Consider the following 14,593-nt stretch of genomic DNA (forward strand, 5'->3'; position numbering starts at 1 on the left):
GGATGGGTGTGGCGGCCGTTCTTCTGGTGGCCGTTCGTCTGGTGGCCGTTCGTCCGCGCTCTTCAGCCCCAGCCGAGGGCGTGCAGCTTCTCGTCGTCGATCCCGAAGTGGTGGGCAATCTCGTGGACCACCGTGACCGCTACCTCGTCGATCACCTCGTCCCGGTCGCGACACATCCGCAGCGTCGGTCCACGGAAGATGGTGATGCGGTCGGGCATCCCACCGCCGAACAGGTCTCCGCGCTCGGTCAGCGGCACCCCGTCATAGACGCCCAGCAGGTCCGGGTCGTCCTCGGGTGGCTCGTCCTCGACGAGGAACACCACGTTGTCGAGCAGGTCCATCAGTTGCGGCGGGACCTCGTCGAGCGCGTCACCGACAGCAATCTCGAAGTCCTCCCGGCTCATCTCGACCGGGTCGGGAGCTGGCTCCTCGAGGTGCCGGTGATGGTCCTGCTCATCCGCATGGTCGTGCGGCTGCCCGTGGTGCTCGGTTGCGTCGGCGGACGGGTCGTCATCATGGGAAGCCACCTCGCCAGTATGCCTTTGTGCGTGTCAGTCACGGAGGCGGGGCCAGGGTCGAGGAGTCAACGTGGCGGAGCCAACGTGGCGGACTGGGAGTGGTGGTCCCGACGTGGTGGCGTGGGTGCCGCGGTCAGAACGGCGGGGGCAGTTCGTCGTCTGCCCGCCGCTTGGCTTCCTTGCGCCGGGTCTGGTGGGGTGCCTCGAACGGCCAACCCATGTCGAGAAACTGCTGGGCGTCCTCAAAGTCGTCCCAGCCAGCCAGCTTCTCGTCGTGGAAGACCGTCCGCTCGGTGAGCGCGGCATAGATCAGTCGGTCCCGGACGTCGATGTCATTGAGGTTGGGCCCGTCGGGGTGGTCCAGGATCGCTGGCCAGGGCGGCTGACTGTATTGGCGGTAGTCGTGGGGATAGGTGGTGTAGATCCGGCCGAACAGCGTGCGCCACGTCATCTTGCGGGTCTCGGGCTCGAGCAGTGCCTCAATCAGTCCGCGTGTCTTGTAGAAATGGTCGGCGCCGTGCTCGGTGGCGAGATTCTTGATCGCGGTCGGTCCGCCGCGTTGCTCGTCGTCGTGGTCGTAGGGCTCGACGTGGTCGAACTGACATCGTGAAGCAGGCACAGTGCACCCGGGCGCTCGACAGAGGCGGTCTGCCGCTGCGATCTGCTCGCGCATGTCACGATCTGGCGCGTAGGCCTTGCGGGATCGCTCGACACAGACTCCGGTGCCGGGATCGGTGAGCAAGCGGTGCATCGTCGTGCCGGGAGCCAACGCAAGCTCACGCACGTGCTCGGCCGTCAGGAAGATGCCGTGGTTGGCGATCTCGGCAACCGCCGTCGAGCTGGGGTCCAGCAGCGCGTCCAGCGGGACGATCACATCCAGGTGGACGGGACCGAGGCCGGCGATGACCTGGGCCAGCGTCAAGGGGTCGACCAGCGGACTATCGCCGGCATCCCGGGGCTGCTCACGCGTGGCGACATCCTGACCGCAGTTGCGGATGCCGCTGCCGCTGCCGCTGCCGCTGGTGGTGGTGCGGCTGCTGGTGCTGGAGCAGGTGCAGGTGGCGCCGCTACCGTCGTTGGTGGCGAGGGTGCCGTGCGCCAGGAGAGCGAGAGCTGCATCGACGGCCAGCTGCCTGACCGTGTCATCCGCACCGGCAGCGCGAGCCTTGCGGGCAATGACGTCGATCCGGTCATAGGACCCGACGACCGCCGAGGTCGGACCACGCAGTGAGATGGTCGCCGTCCCGTCGTCATCGACCCTCATCGACATGGCTCGTTCGGCCCGTGCCTGCTTGCGCTTGGCACGCTGCGACTCGGGATCGCTGCCCTGCACACGCGCGATCTCGCGGTTCAGGTCGCGCTTGAACTGAGCCGTTGAGGTCCGTGCACTCTGGCCGGCCTCGTCGGGCTGCGGGTCAGACGGCGGACAGAAGAGACGGGACGCGATGGCCCCGGCCTCGTGGTGGGGCAGGTTGCGGCACTTGTCATACCACGTCCGGGCCATGTGCCAGTCCACCTGGCCGCTAGCCATCGCGGCCCGCGCCGGGGCGCGCGGTCTTGGAGAGCTCATCAGGGGAGGCCACGCCCAGGCGGTCCAGCAGCTCACGACCGGCCGCGACGTTCATCTCCTGTGCCAAGTCATGCACAGCCTGTCAAAGGGCGCGTCAGAACCGTTCGACGAGACGACGGCCTCGTCGAAAACAAGGAGCACGCCCAGGGCGCCGTCTAACGCCGGATGGCCGTGGCGCCTGGGGCACCACGACCATCCGGATCGTGCGTGAGGGGCTCGCCCCCGTGGTGACTACGTCTTAGTGACGGTCGTCCGAGCGCAAGCGTGCGGTCTCGTCGGCCCGGGACTCCTCGATGGACTCCGCGTGGCCGCCGGGCAGGGCCTCAGCCTCACCGTGGTGGTGCGCGGCCGCCAGCTCGGACGGCGTGACGGGCTCGACCCGGTCCTTGAAGTAGAACTCCGACAGACTGCGCCGCAACTTGTGGCCGATGCCGCGGGAGGTGGGGGAGGCCACTCCATACTCATCCGTGTCTGCGGCAGTCGTGAGCGACAGCGGACGCTGCACCTCGTGCTGCACCAGGGGCCAGCGCTCCTGTGGGTCGAGGTCCTCGTGCACCTCATAGAAGCGACCCTCCGGCGTCCGCTGGATGCGGCCGGACTCCGCGCCGTGCAGGACGGTCTCACGGTCGAAGCGCTGCAACGACAGGCACAGGCGCTTGGTGACCATGAACGTGACGATCGGCAGGAGGAAGAACAGGACCCGCAGGGCGACCGTGATGTCGTTGATGGACAGGTAGAACTTGACCGCGATGATGTCGTTGATCGTGGCGAGTGCCAGGACGAGATACATCGAGATGGCAGCAGCGCCGACCGCGGTGCGGACCGGGGCGTTGCGCGGGCGGTCGAGCAGGTGGTGCTCGCGCTTGTCGCCGGTGATCCACGCCTCGACGAAGGGATAGGCACCCAGGATGATCCACACCAGCGGCAGCAGGACCAGCGAGCCCAGGAAGATCTGGGGACTGACCGTGAAGCCCCAGAGCGAGAACTCCAGGAAGCCAGGCAGGAGTCGCAGCGCACCGTCAGAGAACCACATGTAGAAGTCCGGCTGCGATCCTGCGGTGACCTGCGCCGGGTCATAGGGCCCGTAGGCCCACACGGCGTTAATCGTGACCGTCGCAGCAATGAGTGCGGTGATGCCGAAGACGATGAAGAAGAACCCACCGGCCTTGGCGGTGTAGACCGGCATCAGCGGGAAGCCCACGACGTTGTCGTTGGTGCGGCCCGGGCCGGGGTACTGCGTGTGCTTGTGCCAGAAGACCAGGAAGATGTGGACGGCGAAGAGCCCGACCAGGATCGCCGGCAGCAGCAGCACGTGGACGATGTAGAGACGCGGGATGATCAGCTCGCCGGGGAACTCCCCGCCGAAGATCATGAACGTCATGTAGGAGCCGATGACCGGCGCCGACGAGACGAAGCCGTTCATGGCGCGGATGCCGGTGCCGGAGAGCAGGTCGTCCGGCAGGGAGTAGCCCGCGAAGCCCTCGATCGCGGCCAGCAGGGACAGGACGGTGCCGATCACCCAGTTGAGCTCACGCGGCTTGCGGAAGGCGCCGGTGAAGAACACCCGGGCCACGTGCAGCGCGATGCCGACGATGAACAGCAGCGCCGCCCAGTGGTGGAGCTGACGGATCAGCAGACCGCCCTTGATCTCAAAGGAGATGTCCAGGGTCGAGGCGTAGGCCTCGCTCATGCCGACGCCCTTGAGTGGCACGTAGGAGCCGTCGTAGATGACGTGGCCCATGCTCGGCACGAACCAGAAGGTCAGGAAGGTCCCGGTGATCAGGCAGATGATCATCGAGTACATCGCGATCTCGCCGAGCAGGAACGACCAGTGGTCGGGGAAGACCTTCTTGAACAGGCCCATGCCCTTGGCGACACCAAGCCGCTCGTCGGCCCACACCAGGGGCGGGGGCAGCGACGGACGGGCGTCGTCCGCGGAGGTCTCAGTTGCAGCGCTGGAGGGCCTGGCGCGCACCGCGTCGGCTCCCTGCGGGATGGTCGTCATCAGCCACGCTCCCAAAAGCTCGGGCCGACCGGCTCAGCAAAGCCGTCAGCCGCCACGAGATAACCGTCCTCAACCGTGATGCGCAACTGCGGCAGCGGTCGTTTGGCCGGGCCGAAGATGACCTCGCAGTCGTTGGTCATGTCGAACGTCGACTGGTGGCACGGGCAGAGCAGGTGGTGCGTCTGCCGCTCATAGAGCGCCACCGGACAACCGACGTGGGTGCAGATCTTGGAGTAGGCCACGATGCCGTCGACACCCCAGTCGCGCTGCTTGGCGCTCTTGATGTCTTCGGGGTTCATCTTGACCAGCAGGACCGAGGAGGTGGCCTTGGCCGTCATGATCTCCTGGTCGCTGGGGCCGTCCTCGGTGTGCGCGCCGGCATACCCCTCGGGCATGACGTGGATGACCGAGCCCTGGGTGAGGTCGGAGGCACGGATCGGCGTCCCGGAGGGGTCGATCACCAGCCGCATGCCCTTCTTCCACACCGTCCTGGAGAGCATCTCGGCCGGCGAGGGGTCGCGCCAGATGTTGGGGTCCAGGCCACCAGCGACCTGCAGTGCCATCGGGAGGGCGAACAGGCTCAGGGCGCCACCGGCGGTCAGCAGCAGCATCGGGCGACGGTGCAGCTGAGCGCCGCGGTAGCCGTCGGACAGGACGCCAGCGGCGTCATCGCGTGCCGCCTGGTCGGAGGCCTGCAGGTGACGCTCCTCGACGACCTCGGTGTCGGGCATGAGCGTCTTGGCCCAGTGCACGGCACCGAAGCCGATGCCGAGCAGCGAAACCGCCATGGTCAGACCGAGGATCAGGTGGTAGAGGTTCATCTCGCCGATGAGCAGGATCTCGCCACGCAGGTTCGGGTCGACGAACAGGTAGGCCACGATGAAGCCGAGGGCGCCCAGCATGGACAGCCCGAACATCGTCGTCACCTGACGCTCAGCGCGCTTGGCGGCGCCCTCGTCCAGGTCGGCCCGACGGGGGCGGTGCGGGGGCAGCCCCGGGTTCTCGAAGCGGTCGAGGCCATCGGCCTCGACATAGGTGGCCGGCTTGTCGTGCGGGTCGTGCACGACGATCTCGTCGTCACTCATCGGTCAGGCCGCCTTTCGTCCGAGCCAGACCGCTGCCGCGATCAGCATCCCGATGCCGATGGTCCAGATGAACACGGCGTCACCCGCCGGACCCATCGATCCGAGATCGTGACCGCCGAAGGCGTTGCCACCCTCTTCGATGTTCTTGATGAAGGCGATGACGTCTTCCTTCTCCTGCGGGGTGATGGTCGCGTCGTTGAAGACAGGCATCGACTGCGGGCCAGTGAGCATCGCCTCGTACATGTGGACCGGCTCGACGCCCATCAGGGTCGGGGCGTACTTGCCGCGGGTCAGCGCACCACCCTGCGCGGCGGAGTTGTGGCACATCGCGCAGTTGGTGCGGAAGATCTTGCCGCCGTTGGCGATGTCGGCGTTGGCCAGGTCGGTGTACTCCGCGTCCGGGATGTCCGGGCCCGGGCCCAGGGAGGCGACGAAGTCACCCAGCTGGTCGATCTCCTTCTCGCTGAAGTTGACCTCGTTGGGGTTGGCCGGAGCCTGCACGCCCGGGGTGGCGAGCGGCATACGACCCGTCGACACCTGGAAGTCTGTCGCCGCCTTGCCCACGCCAGCCAGGGACGGACCCGCGGTGCCGTTGCCCCCGCCATTCTTGCCGTGGCAGGTCGCGCAGTTGGCCAGGAAGAGCTTCTCGCCCTCCTCGACGTCGTCGACCGCAGCGGCGGCGGAATAGCTGTCAGCCGGAGCGACCGGCTGCAGGGCCGCATAGGCGGAGCCGGTGAACGTCAGCCCGAGGAACAGCAGGACGATCAGGGCGATGGGGCTGCGTCGGTATGCGGCCAACTTGCTCACGCGGCGCTCCTCGGTCGTAGGTCGGTGCGGATGCTAAACATGTTGCGGCTCACTGGAGGACGTAGATCGTGAAGAAGAGGGCGACCCACACGACGTCGACGAAGTGCCAGTAGTACGACACCACGTGGGCGCCGACCTTCTGGGCGTGCGTGAAGCGCTTGGCGGTGAAGCTGCGGCCGACGATCAACAGGAAGGCGAACAGGCCGAGCGAGACGTGGATGCCGTGGAACCCGGTGGTCATGTAGAAGACCGAGCCGTAGGGGTCGGAGTTGATCATGACGCCCTCGCTGATCAGCGTGGCGTACTCCCAGATCTGACCCGAGACGAAGATCGCACCGAAGATGTAGGTGAGCACGAACCACTCGCGCATGCCCCACCCGCGCAGGTCAAACAGGCTGCCGGTCCGCGAGACGCGCCCCTCCTCAGCCTTGAACACGCCGATCTGACACCACACCGAGGAGATCACCAGGATCGTGGTGTTGACCGCCGCGAACGGCACGTTGAGCATCGCCGTGCGCTCGTCCCACAGCTCGGTCGAGACGGCGCGGATCGTGAAGTACATCGCGAAGAGACCCGCGAAGAACATGATCTCGCTGCCGAGCCAGACCATCGTGCCGACCATCGTCATGTCGGGACGGGTCGCTGGGCCCTGGGTCGCCTCCAGAGGACGCCCTGCTGCGCCTGCTGTTGCTGCTGTTGTCATCGCCACGCGGGCCATTATTGCCTACCTGGTGACCGGATGGACAGTGACCCTCCGATCGGGCGTGCCGTGACCAGGATGAGAGGCGTATGACGGGACGCGCGGCGGCCGGCGGCTGGCCGGTGCGCCCATCCGGGAACGGCGGTGGGTACCATTCGTCTCATGACCGTCCCGACTGAGGCCACGACCGCCGTCAAGGGCATTTCCGTCCTGGTGTTTAGCGATGACCGCGCCACGCGAGATGCGGTGCGTCTCGGTGTGGGCCGTCGACCGGCTGAGGGCGTCGCCGTCGAGTCCTGGCACGAGTGCGCGACTGCGGACGGCGTGCTGCTGGCGCTCAAGGAGCACACCTTCGACGTCCTCATCCTGGACGGCGAGGCCACTCCCTATGGCGGGCTCGGCCTCTGCCGCCAGATCAAGAACGAGGTCTATGACTGCCCGCCGATCATGGTGCTCCTCGGACGCGCCCTCGACGGCTGGCTGGGCGCCTGGTCGCAGGCGGACGCGGTGGTGGCGCACCCGCTCGACCCGGCCGCCTTGGCGCAGGGTGTCGCCGGACTCGTCGGCCGGTGACCGGGCAGCCCTTTGCCTGGTCGGACCTGCTGACCACTGTCTGCTCCGGCGGTGACCTGAGCGCCGCGGAGTCGGCGTGGGTCATGGACCGCGTCATGCTGGGGGAGGCCTCTCCCGCGCGGCTGGCCGCGTTCCTGGCCGGGCTGCGCGCCAAGGGCGAGACGGCCCAGGAGATGCAGGGCCTGGCCGACATGATGCTCTCGCACGCGTTGCGCTTTGAGGTGGACGGACCCAGCCTCGACATCGTTGGCACGGGTGGAGACCGCGCGCACACGGTCAACATCTCCACGATGTCGGCTGTGGTTGCCGCAGGCGCGGGGGTCCCGGTCGTCAAGCACGGCAACCGCGCAGCCTCCTCGTCGTCCGGGTCGGCCGACGTCCTCGAGGCGCTCGGCATCCGGTTGGACGCCACCCCGGAGGACGTCGTGCGGGTCTTCCACGAGGTCGGCATCACCTTCTGCTTCGCGCTGACCTTCCACCCCTCTTTCCGTCACTCGGCCACGGTCCGCAAGGAGCTGGGCATCGCGACGGCCTTCAACTTCCTCGGGCCGCTGACCAACCCGGCCCAGCCCCGTTATGCCGCCGTCGGTGTCGCCGATGAGCGGATGGCCCCGCTCGTGGCAGGAGTTTTCGCCGGCCGTGGCAAGGACGCGGCGGTCTTCCGCGGCGACGACGGTCTCGATGAGCTCACCACCTCCGGCAGCTCACGTGTCTGGTGGGTGCATGACGGACGGGTCCAGGAGTATGCCGTGAGTCCAGTGACCGTCGACCTGCCGGTCCACCCGGTGTCAGATCTGCGAGGCGCCGACGCAGAGCACAACGCCGGCGTCGCACGCAGACTCTTTGACGGTGAGCGGGGCGCCGCCCGTGTCGCGGTGCTGCTCAATGCCGGGCTCTCGCTGGCGGTCGCTGCCGCCGGTGAGGAGGGCAGGCACCCGACCAGCCAGGACGAGTTCGAGTCCCTGACCCGCGAGGGTGTGGCCCGGGCCGCGGAGTCGATCGACTCCGGCAGCGCCGCGGCGGTCATCGACCGCTGGGTCGCCGCGACCAGCGTCTGACCCAGCGCGGCAGGCCGCGACACGTGGTCACAAGAGCACCTCCCTGAGTAGGTCAAGAGTTCATCCTCCAGATGCATGCGAGGCCCCTGGGACTTGGCTAGGTTCCTTGGTGGGCCCCTGGCGCGTTCTTGACCTCGGGCTTGCACGAAGTCACTGATTGCACGAAGCCACTGCTTGCTCGGTTGTCAGGGGTGGGCAGAGCCGACTACTACAGGGGGAGACCTACCGTGTCACGAACGCACCCGACCCATCGCTACAGGCGAGGAGCCGCCGCCCTGGCGGCAGTGCTGCTGGGCAGCGGACTCAACGCTGCCTACGCCGCCCCGAGCGCTCCGTCCGACCAGGGCAGCGACGCCGCTGTCGCGGCCGACAACAGCTCGGAGTCGGACAGCGCCGCGCTGCTCGCCGAGCCGCAGCAGCATGAGCCGAACCACTTCGGCAGCTCACCCTTCACCCCGCGGGAGGCGACCGACAGCCTCTTCGTGGTCGACGAGAGTCCCGGACTGGACACGGGCTGCACCTTCCGCAGCAGTGGCCCGCTCGAGTTCGACATCGAGGTGGACCGCGTGCTGGGCGACGCCGACCGGGACCGGCTGGTGTCCAATGGTCTGCTGCCACAGTTCGCGAGCCTGCGGATGCCGGCCTATGACGTCGACTTCGACGCCGTCGTGCCGCCCTACAACCCCGAGCGTGACCGGGTCCTGTTCAACGGCCAGGTGGTGCAGGAGGAGTGGCTGACCGGGGAGAACGACGTCTGGAAGATGAACCAGTTCCTGGTGCCGATCGAGTGGGTCGAGTTCGCCGCGGATCCTGGTGCCGGAGGCACACCGGCACCGGTGGTCAACACCATCACCATCGAGATCGACACCGCCAACACGGACGAGCTGTGGTGCACCTCCATCGACTGGGCCGAGCTGTCCTTCACGATGCCGCGCCCGACCGTCTTTGCCCACGGCATCTTCTCCAGTCATGACATCTGGCTCACCCCGTGGTCCGCGACGCTGCAGGACGCCGGGATCTACACCCACGACACCCTCGACATGGGAGCGCTTGACTCGATCGCCAACAACGCCGACAAGATCGGCGTGGCGGTGGAGGAGACCCGAGAGCGGTATGGCGTCGACAGCGTCAACATGGTCGTGCACAGCAAGGGCGGCCTGGACTCACGCCACTACGTGGAGAGTCACGAGGGCGTCGACCGCATCGTCCAGCTGGGCACGCCGAACGCCGGCAGCCCGCTGGCTGACCTGGCCCAGGGGATCGTGGTGAGTGTCGGTGGGATCGGTGGGAGCCTGATCGGTGGCCTTGCCGCCCCCGCAGGGGTCCAGCTGACCACGCCCTACATGTGGCTCTACAACAACACGCACGCGCTGAGCCCCGAGGTGGACTTCACGGTCATGGCGGGCGACTACAGCGCCACCGGCTGCCCCCTGACCCTGGACTGCCTGCGGGACCGCTTCCTTCTCCAGGTCACCGGGCAGGGTGACACCATCGTCCCGCTGTGGTCCGCCCACCGGTTCGCGAGCATGCTGCAGCACACGTATGCCTCCTCCGGACAGGACAAGGACGCGACCCACGGCGGACTGCACCACTCGGACGCGATCCTGGATCTGCTGAGTCCGACGGTCGAGCAGCCCGGCACCGACGACACCGGGGCGGTCTTCTCGACGCAGTCCGCCTTAAGCGCGCCGACCGCAGAAGGACCGGTCGGCCAGCTGCCACAGCACACGGCCACGGTGGTCGGGCTGACCGCTGCCGGTCCGGGCGAGCACGAGGTGCCCATCGATGCGTCCTCGCCGACCTTCGTCTCGGTGCTCTACACGGCAGGGGCAGCGGTGACCGTGGAGCTGGTCTCACCCTCCGGTGACCGGATCACTCCAAGCACTCCTGGGGTGGAGTTCGAGGACTCTGAGATGGAGGGCAGCCGGCTGGCCGTCTATCACCTCCCCAGCCCCGAGGTGGGGACCTGGACAGTGGAGGTCGGCGGAGGGTCGGCCACCACGGCATACGCCATCCACGCGTGGCCCAGCGAGACCGACGTGTCCCTGACACTGGAGCTGCCCGAGCCCAGCGTGGCCTCGGGCGAGGCGGTGACGGTGCACGCCACCCTCACCGACGGCGCGACAGCGCTCACCGGCGCTCAGCTGTCGGCCACCGTGTTGCGCCCGGACGACACCTCGGTCGAGGTTGCGCTCGCCGACGACGGGCTCGGCGCTGACGTGACGGCCGGTGACGGCATCTACTCGACCACGCTGACCACCGGACCGGTCGGGATGTACCGCCTCGGGGTCGTGGCCTCGGGCGACACCGCCGGCGGCACACCCTTCAGCCGCGAGGTCTTTGCCCTGGCGACCGCGAGCAGCGGCCAGGCCACGGTCGGCACCATCACCGACCAGGGCGTCGACACCAACGGCAACGGGTTGTATGACGAGCTCCAGGTGTCCATGCAGGTCGACGTCGATGCCGCGGGCACCTACCGGGTCTTCGGTGAGCTGACCGACAGCGACGGCAACGTCGAGATCAGCAGCACGGTCGTGGACCTGCCCGCGGGCACCTCACCGGTCGTGGTCAGCTTCGACGGCGCGAGCATCTATGACGCCGGCGTGGACGGGCCCTACACCCTCTCGCAGCTGCGCATCACCGAGGAGTCCGAGCTGGCCCTGATGCCGGTCACGGACCTGACGGACGCCCACACCACCGGCGCCTACGGCTTTGCGGAGTTTGAGCACTCCGGCCTGCGGCTCACCGGCGTCGGGACCGCGCAGGGCGTGGACCTGGACAGCAACGGGTTGTTCGACCAGCTGGCCGTCACCGTGCAGGTGCATGCGGACGCTGCGGGCTACTACGAGTGGTCGGGCCAGCTGCGCTCACCCGCAGGGACCGAGCTGGACTTCGAGTCCGGTGCGGCGAACTTCACCGTCGGCACCAACGACCTGACCTTCGTCTTCGACGGCTGGGCGGTCGGCGACAGCGGTGAGGACGGCCCCTACCGCATCACCGATGTGCTCCTCTTCGGTGCGGGCCACAACCTGGTCGCAGGTGAGGCCTACGAGACGCCGCACTTCACCGCCAGTCAGTTCGAGGGCTATCGCGGCGAGGTGGAGCGGATCGCCGGCGCGAACCGCTATGAGACTGCAGGTTTGATCGCCCAGGCGGCACCTGCGGGCAGTGCGGAGGTGCTGGTGGCCAGCGGCGAGGTCTTCCCGGACGCCCTGGCGATGTCCGCGGCGGCTGGTGCGGCTCCCGGGCCGCTCCTGCTGACCAGGGCCGGTTCGGTTCCTTTGGCGACCAGCGCCGAGATCCAGCGGCGGGTCACGGAGAACGGACCCCAGGCGCTCGGCGTGGCCGGTGGACGCGAGGTGATCCACGCGGCCACCGTGGAGGCTCTGTCCGCTCTGGCCGGCACTGACGCCGAAACCCACTTCGGGTCGGACCGCTATGCCACCGCTGCAGCCATCGCGGCGGCGACCGTCGCGCCGGGTGCGACCTCCTATGTGGTCAGCGGGCTGGACTACCCCGACGCGCTGACGGCAGCAACCCTTGCGGCACCTGAGCAGGGGTCGGTGCTGCTGACTCGTCCCGGCGCCCTGCCGAGCGCGACAATCACCCAGCTGACGGCGCAGGCGCCGCAGCGGATTGTGGTGGTGGGTGGCACCGACTCCGTGTCCGACGACGTGCTGGCGCAGCTGCAGGACTATGCGCCCGTGGTCGAGCGGCTGTCCGGTGACGACCGTTATGCCACGGCGGCAGCCGTGTCCGACACCTTCGACCCCGTCATCGACGTGCTCTATGTCGCCACTGGAGAGAACTATCCGGACGCGTTGACCGTGGCTGCGCTGGCGGGCCAGCAGGGCGCACCGGTGCTGCTGACCCAGACGGGCAGCCTGCCGGCCGTCGCCGCGGCGGCGGCGGACCGTCTGGATCCGGACCGGATCATCGTGGTCGGTGGCACCGAGTCGGTCTCCGATGCGGTGCTGGAGCAGCTGGAGGCATATCTGAACTGACCCGGATCACCCGTTCGTCCCCGCCTGCACCTCTGGGCGGGGACGAACGTGTGCGTGGGCCGGCCTACTCGTCCAGGCCGATGGAGAAGGCCGCCTCGAGGTCCTGCGCGGAATAGGTGCGGAAGGCGATGTGGGTCTCGGTCTCCTGCACGCCCTGAACCTTGTTGAGCCGGTCGGCGATCACGTCGGCGAAGTCCTCGTGCCTGGCGACCCGCGCGACTGCGATCAGGTCGACGTTGCCGGTGACGGAGTACACCTCGGTGATGCCCTCGATCTCTGCGATGGCCTGGGCGGCCTCCGGGATGTGGGCTACCTCGACCTTGATCAACACGATGGCGGAAATCACGGCATCACTCTAGTGGGCACGGTCCCCGCGTGAGACTCAGGCCAGCCCCACTCGCAGGGCCCCGGGCGGGCGCTCGAGCGGACGGACGGCTGGGGTCTCGCCCCAGGGCTCGGCGAACTCACCCCACTGGCGCGCCATCGGCTCGAGCTCAGCCCGGGCGGCACCGGCCCCGCCGACCGGACAGGTCCACTCGCCCTCCATGGTGACCAGGCGGGTGCCCGGTGCCTCCAGCCAGCGCAGCACCAGCTCGGTCTCCTCCGGGTGGGCGGCCGGTGCGGGTGCCGTCGGGCCGGACACCACCTCGGCGGTGGCGCGGACCGCATCGATGAACGGCATCGGGTCGGCGCCGCGCGGAGTCACCGTGCTGCCCGCGAGCCGGCCGAACCGCACGCACACCACCTCCCAGCCGCCCGCGTCACGGCGCCGCGCCGCGACGACCTCGGGCGCCGACGACAGGGGAGCCAGCCGCTGGGCCCGAGCGCTGGCCCGGACCAGGGCGATCATCCGGTCGCGCAGGGTGGTCGCGTCCTCAAAGCGCTCCTGGGCGGCGAGAGAGTCCAGCCTGCCCCGCAACGCGGCCAGCACGTCCCGACCGTCGCCGACCAGGGCCATGGCCGCCTGACCGGCGAGCGCGGCATACTCCTCCGTCGTCTGCTCGCCGATGCACGGCGCGCCGCACCTGCCGATCTCGAACAGGACACAGGCGCTCTTGCGGGACCGCTCCGTCAGTGTCTGGGTGCACTGCCGCAGGGGGATCACCTCGTGGACGGCCGTGACCGCGGCCTCGGCCGTCTTGCGCGAGGCGAACGGGCCGGCATAGTGCGCCCCGTCACCGCGGACCTGGCGCACGATCGACAACCGCGGGAACGGCTCGGCCGTGAGCTTGACCCACAGTGCCTTCTCCGGGTGTCGGGAGCGGCGGTTGTAACGCGGCTTGTATTCAGCGATGAGGCGCAGCTCACGCACCTGCGCCTCGAGCCGCGTCGCGCAGACGATCGGGGTGATCGACTCGGCGATGCCTACCATCTCAGCCATGCGTCGCCGGGTCTCCGACGCTGTGAAATAGGTGCGCGTGCGCCGGCGGATGTCGACGGCTGTCCCGACATAGAGCGGCTCGCCGCGACCGTCCTTGAAGACATAGACCCCCGGCGCCGACGGCATCTCGTCGGCCAGGAACCGCTTGCGACGCTGGGCGGTGCTCACCCTGCTCGTGTAGCTCTGCAGCTCCTCCAGGGTGTGCACACCGAGGTTGCCGACCCGCTCGATCAGGCCATGAAGCACGTCGACGGTGGCCCGCGCGTCGTGCAGTGCCCGGTGGTCGGGGGTGGTCGTCGCGCCGAACAGGCGCGCGAGGCTGGACAGCTTGTGGTTGGGCGTCTCGTCGCGGTGCACGAGCTGGCGGGCCAGCCGGACGGTGTCCAGCACCGCAAAGCCGGGCCAGACGTGACCGGTGCTGGCGGCCGCCGCCTTGAGGAAGCTGACGTCGAAGCCGGCGTTGTGGGCGACCAGGACCGAGCCGCGGGCGAACTCGAGGAAGGCGGGCAGGGCGGAGTCGATCCGTGGCGCCTCGGCCACCATCGCGTTGGAGATGCCGGTCAGCACCGTGATGAACGCCGGGATCGGCACGCTGGGGCGCACCAGGGTCTGGAACTCGCCGATCACCTCACCGCCGCGCACCTTGACGGCACCGATCTCGGTGATGCCGCAGTCGGCGGGGGAGCCCCCCGTCGTCTCCAGGTCCACGACCACGAATGTCACATCCGACAGGTGGACCCCAAGGTCGTCGAATGTTTCCTGCACCATCTGCATGAGACGAACGTACGACTGAGCACTGACAGTGGGTCTCAGACACCCCGTGCGGCAGCCGATCACCCCCTCGACCACCCGCGCGGGGACGGTTGCCGCACACCCGCGTCCATGACAGGGT

11 protein-coding genes are annotated in these 14,593 nt (G+C 68.5%); 3 read left to right on the top strand and 8 right to left on the bottom strand.

The genetic code is table 11. From position 1 onward, the window contains the following. Positions 1 to 62: 62 nt before the first annotated feature. The 6 genes from NF557_RS06455 to ctaE all read right to left on the bottom strand — a co-directional run bounded on the left by NF557_RS06455 (position 63) and on the right by ctaE (position 6,688). Positions 63 to 404 (bottom strand): metallopeptidase family protein, encoded by a 342-nt coding sequence (locus tag NF557_RS06455; RefSeq protein ID WP_252623967.1) that lies wholly within the window; start codon positions 402 to 404, stop codon positions 63 to 65. Between the two features lie 247 nt (positions 405 to 651). Further along, the gene (locus NF557_RS06460; protein ID WP_252622776.1) at positions 652 to 2,088 is read right to left on the bottom strand and encodes an HNH endonuclease signature motif containing protein; all 1,437 of its coding nucleotides are present in this window, start codon (positions 2,086 to 2,088) and stop codon (positions 652 to 654) included. 238 nt (positions 2,089 to 2,326) lie between these two features. Then, positions 2,327 to 4,093: a cytochrome bc1 complex cytochrome b subunit gene (gene qcrB / locus NF557_RS06465; protein ID WP_252622778.1), complete on the bottom strand. Its 1,767-nt coding sequence runs from the start codon at positions 4,091 to 4,093 to the stop codon at positions 2,327 to 2,329. Next, complete coding sequence (qcrA, locus tag NF557_RS06470; protein WP_252622780.1) at positions 4,093 to 5,178, bottom strand: cytochrome bc1 complex Rieske iron-sulfur subunit; 1,086 nt, start codon at positions 5,176 to 5,178, stop codon at positions 4,093 to 4,095. Before qcrA ends, qcrB begins: the two co-directional genes overlap by 1 nt. Positions 5,179 to 5,181: 3 nt before the next feature. Next, positions 5,182 to 5,985: a cytochrome bc1 complex diheme cytochrome c subunit gene (qcrC, locus tag NF557_RS06475; protein WP_252622782.1), complete on the bottom strand. Its 804-nt coding sequence runs from the start codon at positions 5,983 to 5,985 to the stop codon at positions 5,182 to 5,184. A 49-nt stretch (positions 5,986 to 6,034) separates the two neighbouring features. Then, positions 6,035 to 6,688: an aa3-type cytochrome oxidase subunit III gene (gene ctaE / locus NF557_RS06480; RefSeq protein ID WP_252623969.1), complete on the bottom strand. Its 654-nt coding sequence runs from the start codon at positions 6,686 to 6,688 to the stop codon at positions 6,035 to 6,037. Positions 6,689 to 6,847: 159 nt separating this feature from the next. Here ctaE and NF557_RS06485 point away from each other — a divergent pair, with 159 nt between their 5' ends. The 3 genes from NF557_RS06485 (at position 6,848) to NF557_RS06495 (ending at position 12,320) form a co-directional block, all read left to right on the top strand. After that, entirely contained in the window at positions 6,848 to 7,258 is a 411-nt protein-coding gene (locus NF557_RS06485; protein WP_252622784.1) for a response regulator transcription factor, read from the top strand. Beyond that, complete coding sequence (gene trpD, locus NF557_RS06490; RefSeq protein WP_252622786.1) at positions 7,255 to 8,316, top strand: anthranilate phosphoribosyltransferase; 1,062 nt, start codon at positions 7,255 to 7,257, stop codon at positions 8,314 to 8,316. The genes NF557_RS06485 and trpD overlap by 4 nt, the downstream gene beginning before the upstream one ends. A 227-nt stretch (positions 8,317 to 8,543) precedes the next feature. Then, complete coding sequence (locus tag NF557_RS06495) at positions 8,544 to 12,320, top strand: cell wall-binding repeat-containing protein (protein ID WP_252622788.1); 3,777 nt, start codon at positions 8,544 to 8,546, stop codon at positions 12,318 to 12,320. A gap of 64 nt (positions 12,321 to 12,384) precedes the next feature. Here the strand turns inward: NF557_RS06495 and NF557_RS06500 are convergent, their stop codons facing one another. Together NF557_RS06500 and NF557_RS06505 are read right to left on the bottom strand one after the other, a co-directional pair. Then, positions 12,385 to 12,666: an Lrp/AsnC family transcriptional regulator gene (locus tag NF557_RS06500; protein WP_252622790.1), complete on the bottom strand. Its 282-nt coding sequence runs from the start codon at positions 12,664 to 12,666 to the stop codon at positions 12,385 to 12,387. A 36-nt stretch (positions 12,667 to 12,702) separates the two neighbouring features. Further along, positions 12,703 to 14,475, bottom strand: a complete 1,773-nt coding sequence (locus tag NF557_RS06505; RefSeq protein WP_252622797.1) for a DEDD exonuclease domain-containing protein — start codon at positions 14,473 to 14,475, stop codon at positions 12,703 to 12,705. Positions 14,476 to 14,593 lie beyond the last annotated feature (118 nt).

Source organism: Ornithinimicrobium cryptoxanthini, from assembly GCF_023923205.1.
Lineage (GTDB): Bacteria > Actinomycetota > Actinomycetes > Actinomycetales > Dermatophilaceae > Ornithinicoccus > Ornithinicoccus cryptoxanthini.

What these genes read in the sequence shown, in the direction of transcription:
- qcrB (WP_252622778.1), bottom strand. Translation starts at nt 4,093, where the DNA reads ATGACGACCATCCCGCAGGGAGCCGACGCGGTGCGCGCCAGGCCCTCC.
- NF557_RS06460 (WP_252622776.1), bottom strand. Translation starts at nt 2,088, where the DNA reads ATGAGCTCTCCAAGACCGCGCGCCCCGGCGCGGGCCGCGATGGCTAGC.
- NF557_RS06455 (WP_252623967.1), bottom strand. Translation starts at nt 404, where the DNA reads ATGAGCCGGGAGGACTTCGAGATTGCTGTCGGTGACGCGCTCGACGAG.
- NF557_RS06505 (WP_252622797.1), bottom strand. Translation starts at nt 14,475, where the DNA reads ATGCAGATGGTGCAGGAAACATTCGACGACCTTGGGGTCCACCTGTCG.
- qcrA (WP_252622780.1), bottom strand. Translation starts at nt 5,178, where the DNA reads ATGAGTGACGACGAGATCGTCGTGCACGACCCGCACGACAAGCCGGCC.
- ctaE (WP_252623969.1), bottom strand. Translation starts at nt 6,688, where the DNA reads ATGACAACAGCAGCAACAGCAGGCGCAGCAGGGCGTCCTCTGGAGGCG.
- NF557_RS06485 (WP_252622784.1), top strand. Translation starts at nt 6,848, where the DNA reads ATGACCGTCCCGACTGAGGCCACGACCGCCGTCAAGGGCATTTCCGTC.